General features: G+C 63.7%; 6 protein-coding genes. 3 read left to right on the top strand and 3 right to left on the bottom strand.

The features are described 5' to 3' along the window. Window positions 1-215 precede the first annotated feature (215 nt). From ACZ5K7_RS47515 to ACZ5K7_RS47505, 3 genes are all read left to right on the top strand, one after another. The gene (locus tag ACZ5K7_RS47515; RefSeq protein WP_468924744.1) at window positions 216-566 is read left to right on the top strand and encodes a WhiB family transcriptional regulator; all 351 of its coding nucleotides are present in this window, start codon (window positions 216-218) and stop codon (window positions 564-566) included. A 45-nt stretch (window positions 567-611) separates the two neighbouring features. Then, window positions 612-1,070 carry an SsgA family sporulation/cell division regulator gene (locus ACZ5K7_RS47510; protein ID WP_468924742.1) on the top strand — a complete coding sequence of 153 codons (459 nt, stop codon included), beginning with the start codon at window positions 612-614 and terminating at the stop codon, window positions 1,068-1,070. A gap of 468 nt (window positions 1,071-1,538) precedes the next feature. Continuing rightward, window positions 1,539-2,072: a hypothetical protein gene (locus ACZ5K7_RS47505; protein ID WP_468924740.1), complete on the top strand. Its 534-nt coding sequence runs from the start codon at window positions 1,539-1,541 to the stop codon at window positions 2,070-2,072. Window positions 2,073-2,292: 220 nt separating this feature from the next. Here the strand turns inward: ACZ5K7_RS47505 and ACZ5K7_RS47500 are convergent, their stop codons facing one another. Genes ACZ5K7_RS47500 through ACZ5K7_RS47490 form a run of 3 tightly spaced genes read right to left on the bottom strand, consistent with a single transcriptional unit; the run spans window position 2,293 to window position 5,323 of the window. After that, entirely contained in the window at window positions 2,293-2,694 is a 402-nt protein-coding gene (locus tag ACZ5K7_RS47500; RefSeq protein ID WP_468924738.1) for a DUF6009 family protein, read from the bottom strand. After that, window positions 2,691-4,211 carry a DNA primase family protein gene (locus ACZ5K7_RS47495; protein WP_468924736.1) on the bottom strand — a complete coding sequence of 507 codons (1,521 nt, stop codon included), beginning with the start codon at window positions 4,209-4,211 and terminating at the stop codon, window positions 2,691-2,693. Before ACZ5K7_RS47495 ends, ACZ5K7_RS47500 begins: the two co-directional genes overlap by 4 nt. Continuing rightward, complete coding sequence (locus ACZ5K7_RS47490) at window positions 4,208-5,323, bottom strand: bifunctional DNA primase/polymerase (RefSeq protein WP_468924734.1); 1,116 nt, start codon at window positions 5,321-5,323, stop codon at window positions 4,208-4,210. Before ACZ5K7_RS47490 ends, ACZ5K7_RS47495 begins: the two co-directional genes overlap by 4 nt. Window positions 5,324-6,000: the final 677 nt, after the last annotated feature.

Below are 6,000 nucleotides of genomic sequence, written 5' to 3'. Positions count from 1 at the left end.
GGGGGAACCCCCCCGCCGGACCCTCTCTCTGGGGGTCTCGGTGGGGAGAGAAAAGAGGGGGGGCCCCCCCCCCCCGCACCGGCATCAGCACGTTCGGTCGATAACCTTCCGGACTCGACAGTTAGTCAGACGACAGATGCGGCATACAGCCAGGTTCGGAAGGCTCGTCAAAACACGCAGATGGCTAACCAGACCGACCCCTGACCGAGGCACTGATGAAGACACTTGGCCTTTCGCGGCCCTGTCCCCCGCTGGAAGACCCGACGGCCGTCCAGCCGGTAACGCCCGCGAAGCCCGGACTCGGCTGGCGCAGATACTCAACCTGCCGGTCCGAGGATCCCGAGCTGTTCTTCCCCATAGGAGACTCCGGACCCGCACTGGCACAGATCGCCAAGGCCAAGGCCGTCTGCCATCGATGTCCGGTCAGGAGCAGCTGCCGGGACTGGGCCATCAGCCATCACGAAGAGTCAGGTGTGTGGGGCGGCCTCAGTGAGCAGGAGCGACGCTCCATCAGGCAGAGCGCAGCACGCGAAGCCCGGGGAAAGCCACCAGCCGGAAACAGGTAGCACACACGTACGCACATACCGTCTGGCGTCAGGAGACCCTTTCACATGAACAGTTATGAACGACAATCCGGACAGAACCGCAAGATACCGACCGCTTCGACGGAGCTGCTCACCACGATCCATCTCTTGTCGGCGCCACCGGAGCGCAGCGGGATCGACTGCAGGTTTAGCTACAGCGTCGAAGATCCCTTCGCGGTGCGAATGGATCTTCTCGCAGCCGATGACGTGCTTGTCACCTGGATCATCGGCCGAGATCTGCTGCACGCCGGCACTACGGGCCTAAGCGGAGAGGGGGACTTCAAGGTATGGCCCTCTCGATCGGATCACGACGACGCCCTGTTGTACATGAGGCTGCAGCGCCCCCAAGGACACGCCACGTTCGCAGCGCATCTTGCAGGAGTCCGTATGTGGCTGGAACGGACGTACGCCATCGTCCCCGCGGGGAGCGAGGGAGAGCTGCTGAACTGGTCGGAACTCACCGCAAACCTACTTCCTCCCGTGTAAATCGGGATATACCGCTCCTCTAGTATTGATTGATTCACCACGAGGTAGAGCGCTTTGAGGTTCGAAGCACCTTGGGTGCCTGCGTGTTCAGGCACCTTGGATGCCTGAACACGCAGGCACCCTCTCTGCGTGCACCGCGCGGTCCCGCCAGGGGGCAACAATGGGGCGTCGGGTTGTGGATGACCTGCATGGAGGGGGACGAGCACTCCTCGTTCCCCTCCACTGATCCTTAAGTGAGCCCAGTCGACACCACTCCCCCGGTGTCCGGCGCCCTTACACACTTTCACGCGCCTGCAGTGACTGCGCGCCCTGCCTCTGAGTCGGGTGTGCGCCGTACTCCTCGGTCGTTCATTGCTTCCCATTAGTTCGGTGTGCGCTGCCCTGAGTACGATGCGCAGGTCATCCACACACAAGGGAGTGAAGGCTGTGCCCGACAAGTCAGCCGGCACCACGGTCCGATCGCGGTACATGGAGCAAGCCGCGTTGGACCTTGAGGACAACCGTCGCCGGCAACAAGAATTGGCGCGTCAGATCGAATCACTGCAGGAAGAGGAGAAACTGCTCGCCAACATCCTCAGTCTTGCTGAGGAATCCACTGCGGTGCCTGAGCAGGCACACGGCGGCCAACCACTCCGGTCACCAGGACCTGCCTCCCAGGATTCCGGCACACATGCACACCGGACGAGACGCACGCGTGCCCGGAGCACCGGACAGCAGCAGGCACCCGCGCAGGGCGGGCGAGGTCCGCTGTTGGGAGATCTTCTTCTGGGTCTTCTCAAGAGGCATGACGAGCCACGCCTCGCGAAGGAACTGCGCGACGAACTCCTCAGCACGTATCCCGACCGGACTCCGACACCTCAGGTCGTACGCAATACGTTGGAAGGACTCGTGGCGAAAGGGCTCATCGAGCGCCGGAAGCAAGTCAGGTCAGTCATGTACGCCGTGATTGTCAACCCCCCGGACGAAAGTTCATCCGAAGATACGGCTTCTGCCCAGGACTGAGGCGACGGAGCGCGAAGTTCCTGCTCGAACACGGCAGAGTTCATACGCAAAACCACGGTCGGAACGCCCGTGGCAATGCTCCGGACGGGAATCCGTGCAGGCCCCGTCACTGCTTGCACGGCGTGTACCAGCTTCGAGGACGTACCGGAGGCGACGAACCCGACCGACACATGAAGTGGGCGGTGGCAGAAGCCACCGCCCACTTCATTTCACATATATGTCACAGAGGGAGAGTTATGCCCAATTCGCGCATCGCTGTAGACGGCGGGCCACCCTCCGAGCGTTCGGTCTTGTAGCCCTTGACTCGCGCGGCCAGCGTGCGCGGGTCAACGGCTTCGGCAGGCGCGCCAGTGGCGTACAAGCCCGCCGGCGCGCTGTCCCTGTCGTGAGGAAGCAGCCAGAACACCCGGCGACGGAATGTGCCGGAGGATCGTGAGGGCTTGGCTCCGGCACCGAGAAGCGCGTACCCGACCATCCGTCCATCACGGTGGTACGCCGGCCTGCCACGTCGAGTAGGAAGCCTGTCGAGGCTCTGACGCACGTAGTCCAGGCTCCCGACATCCTCCAGCCAGACGAGTTCGGTCTCATGGCTGATCTCGTCCTCAGTGATCAGGGAGCTCATGCCTGTACCTCCCGCTCCTGGTAGGTGAGTAGTCCGATGCCGGGGTAGTACTTGCGCTGATTCGACAGGATCATCTCCTTGGGCGACGCCAGCCCCGCCAACTCACGCGCCCGGGCCGCGAAGGCCCGGGAGGTCATGGGGGGTGCACCCTCATTGTGACACCAGGACTTGTAGGCCGCGTAGAGACCGGCTTGCTCGGCGCGGGATTGAGGATCCAGAACACAGCATTCCTCGAAGAAACGCCCCGTATGGTCCTCGGTCTCCGCATAGGCGGTGGTGGCGATACGCACGCGCTCGGGCCCTGTGAGATCCCTGGCTCCAGCAAGGTAACGGCGAGCACCGTCGATGAGCCAGCCAAGGATTCCCGGTCCTTCCTCCGTAACCAGGATGTCGGCAAGGTTGTCGATCTTACGGTCGTCAGAGACCACACGCTCGAACGGGATGAGGCGCATACGACGCCAGAACGCGAATCCGCCGGTTCCGACCTCAGGACGGTGGTTGCCCAGCAGCCACAACTTGTGCGTCGGTTGAAAACTGAAGAAGTCCTGTCTCATTCGGCGCGCCTTGATGCGGTCACCGCCGGTAAGCAACTTCACTCTCGCTTCGTCGAAGCGGTCGCCCGGTTTGACTTCTGAGCAAACGATGACCCGTCGACCGTGCAGCTCGGCGAGGTCGGTGGGGTGTCCTTCGTACGGGCGGGCCATGAGGAAACCTGGCGGTGCGGCGTCAGCGTAGTCACCCAGCAGCTTCATGAGCACGTCCAGCAACACGGACTTGCCGTTCTTGCCCGAGCCAAACAGGAAGGGCAGCACTTGGCCGCCCACGTCACCGGTGATGGAATACCCGAGCAGCAGCTGCAGATAATCGATCATCTCGCCGCCCTCAGCCTCGTCGCCGAAGGTGTCGAAGAGAAAACGGTCCCAGCGGGGGGTGGCCACGTGACGAGGACCGACCGCCGTGGAGCGCGAGTGGAAGTCCTTGTTGGGGTCAGGAGTTTTAGTCAGTCCCGTCCGCAGGTCGACGATCCCGTCGGGCGTGCAGAGCGCGTAAGGGTCTGCGTCGAGGAGCGCGGCGTTGAGGACCATGCCTGGAGCTGACTTGGCCTGCGTCAGCATCGCATTGATACCTGTGGTCGACAGAGCCCGCCGCCTGTGCTGGTTCAGCGCCTGGTGGGGGAAGAGGCCCCGGGCATCATGAACGGCAATGTTCTCCGCGAGGTCACCCGCGGCCCAAAGCACGGTGTCGTCTTCATCGATCTGCCATCGGGTGGTGTCCCACCGGTACCAGCCGATTCCCGGCACATGCCGGTAGTCATTGGCGTAGAGCTTGACGAAGAGTTTCGCATTTCCCCTGTCGGAGAGGGTGTCCGGGAGCAGGCCGCCAGCGGTCGCCTCCCCCGCGTCAACTCGTTCCGAATCCACCTGTGCGGGAACGGGAATCTGTCCCTGGCTACGAATCTGTGCCGCCACAGCCTCTGGGTCGAAGTCGAACAGGGTTTCATTGCGAGAGGACGTCATGTGCGCCCTCCCTGAGCGTGCAGCGGCTTCGCAGAACCTGCGGTGAGACCACTGCGGACGATCTGTTCGGAGCGGCGCTCCTGACCGGGGCGGACCACCGCTGCTGCCTCGAGGAGAACCCTCTCGGCTTCCTCTCGGGTCATACGGCCCGCGCCGACCAGGCCGCCCAGAGTGAATGCCGCCCGATTCAGCGCGTCTGAGAACCCGGCGCCCTCCGTGACACGTCCACACTCCTCAACGGGCGCGAGAACGGCTGCTACGGCACTTCTAAGGCCTTCACGGCCACCACCGGCCGCCAGGACAGCCTGCTGAGCACGGGGAGGGACTGGGCGGGGCGCAGGGATGCTGAGCGGGGGCAAATGGCCCGTACGTTCCAGCTCCTGAGCCAGCCAGGACGGGAGGGGGGCCGGCTCCCGTACCTCACCGAGAGCGACGTAGGTGCCAGCGGCGGTCGTTGTACCGGGCACGACGATGTAACCCCCGTGGGCGCGCACGTCTACCTGCCACGCGAGTGCCCGTCCCGCGCTCGATCCAGCGGAGCACTGCCACCGCCGGTTGTCAGTGGCTCTGTACCAGACGTGCAGGCCTCCAGACGGCGTGCGGACCCGTAGCGTCGAGGCATCCTCGGCGGGACTCGGCTGATCCCGCAGAGCGGCCAGCACGGCCAGCGTGTGGTATCCGTTGGCCAGGCCGGTCAGGTCGACGTGGTCGGCGATCGGAATGCCCGGCAGGAGGCGGTCCCGGGCTGGGGGTTCAGCCTCGTGAGCATCAATATCGATCACAACCAGACCTGCCGGGCCACAGGCGATACCGACCCCCAGTTCCGGATACTGACCCCACCATGAATCGATACGACGCTGGTCCAGCGTCGCAGCGTGGAAACCATGGCAAGCACGACCTGACTGCAGGCAGGGACAGTTGGCCGGAGCGTGAGAGACCCGACGGCAGTCCGGGCAGTTTGCGGTGGGCGTCTTACGGCCTGGAGCCAGCGGATGGACGGGCCAACCGCGTCGGGCGCACCAGCGGGCGGTTGCCAGCGACCGGGGCAGTCCACGTGTCTGGGGGGGCAGAGACTCTGAGTCGCTGGCAAAAAACCGCAGCTCAGCAGACATTCGGACCCCCTATCAGCGACTGAAGCGACTCAACGACGGACACAGCCTAGCGAACGCAAGTGACGCGAGTTGTGAAGGCCGCGCAAAACTCGATGTCAGTCGTGTCGTACCGGGTTTAGAGATCGGGGGCTGAGATCCGTAGCGACTGAACGCGTGGCCCAGCGACTGGAGGGGCCTTCGGTCGCTCTCTGATCGCTACAGCATTGCCGCAGGTCAGAGCACGTCCCAGGGTTCAAACAGCGACTGAAGCGACTCAATGTCCCTATATATCACGCACACGCGCACACACGAATGTCTTCATATACCTGTAACTTGAGTCGCTTCAGTCGCTGTTCCGCCTCCCCATACCAGCTGACCTGCGCTTTTCTGACAGCGACCCAGCGACCGAAAAGTCGCTGAGTCGCTGTTCTTTCAGTCGCTGACGCCTCTGAGTCGCTGATTCCCACCACTTTTGCTCAGCGACTCAAGCGACCGAAGCGACTCAAACGGCGAGGTGGCGTGGGGAAGCTGTGTCATCCGCGCTCCCCCATGACTTCTGCTTGGCAATGTCTCCGCGCGCCCGCCGCCCGCTGGCTGGATGCCGCCCTCAAACGCTCGCGAGTCTGTCCGGCCAGGCTTCAGTCCCGATGGCTGGCTGGCTTGCGACCGACAGGCGGGTGATAGTTTCCGTGGCCGCC

The sequence above is a fragment of the Streptomyces sp. NPDC031497 genome, from assembly GCF_055580905.1.
The sequence above is the reverse complement of the archived record's forward strand: the minus strand, read 5'-3'. Positions and strand labels throughout refer to the sequence as shown.

Bases quoted from the DNA above. Each gene is read 5' to 3' on its own strand.
- ACZ5K7_RS47515 (WP_468924744.1), top strand. From the start codon at position 216: ATGAAGACACTTGGCCTTTCGCGGCCCTGTCCCCCGCTGGAAGACCCG.
- ACZ5K7_RS47510 (WP_468924742.1), top strand. From the start codon at position 612: ATGAACAGTTATGAACGACAATCCGGACAGAACCGCAAGATACCGACC.
- ACZ5K7_RS47505 (WP_468924740.1), top strand. From the start codon at position 1,539: ATGGAGCAAGCCGCGTTGGACCTTGAGGACAACCGTCGCCGGCAACAA.
- ACZ5K7_RS47500 (WP_468924738.1), bottom strand. From the start codon at position 2,694: ATGAGCTCCCTGATCACTGAGGACGAGATCAGCCATGAGACCGAACTC.
- ACZ5K7_RS47495 (WP_468924736.1), bottom strand. From the start codon at position 4,211: ATGACGTCCTCTCGCAATGAAACCCTGTTCGACTTCGACCCAGAGGCT.
- ACZ5K7_RS47490 (WP_468924734.1), bottom strand. From the start codon at position 5,323: ATGTCTGCTGAGCTGCGGTTTTTTGCCAGCGACTCAGAGTCTCTGCCC.